Raw genomic sequence first — 279 nt, 5'->3', positions numbered from 1 at the left:
CCGTTGTGGCACAAGCTGGCGACGCGTCTGCGCGGCAATCCCGCCGCGCTCGAGGCGATCAAGAAGATGCGGCCGTGGCTCGCGTCGCTGGTGGTCGAGACCTACGATTCGCTGAGTGCCGGCTTGCAGACCGAGTACGGCACGGAAGCGCAACTGCAGAACGTGTATCTGAAGACGCGCGGCAAGATCGTCGGACTCGAAACGCTGCCGCAGCAGATGCGCGCGTTCACGGGTCTCTCGCTTGCGCAGCAGCGCGAAATGCTCGCGCAGGACCTGGTG

The 279-nt window shown here is 65.2% G+C and carries 1 protein-coding gene; it reads left to right on the top strand.

The annotated features are described in order from the left end of the window. A partial coding sequence (locus tag CIC12_RS04510) for a TraB/GumN family protein (RefSeq protein WP_168662557.1) occupies positions 1 to 279 on the top strand: 279 nt, incomplete at both ends.

Origin of the sequence: Paraburkholderia sp. SG-MS1 (assembly GCF_012275575.1) — a bacterium.
Classification (GTDB): Bacteria; Pseudomonadota; Gammaproteobacteria; order Burkholderiales; family Burkholderiaceae; genus Paraburkholderia.
This window is presented reverse-complemented; position numbering and strand designations above follow the sequence as displayed.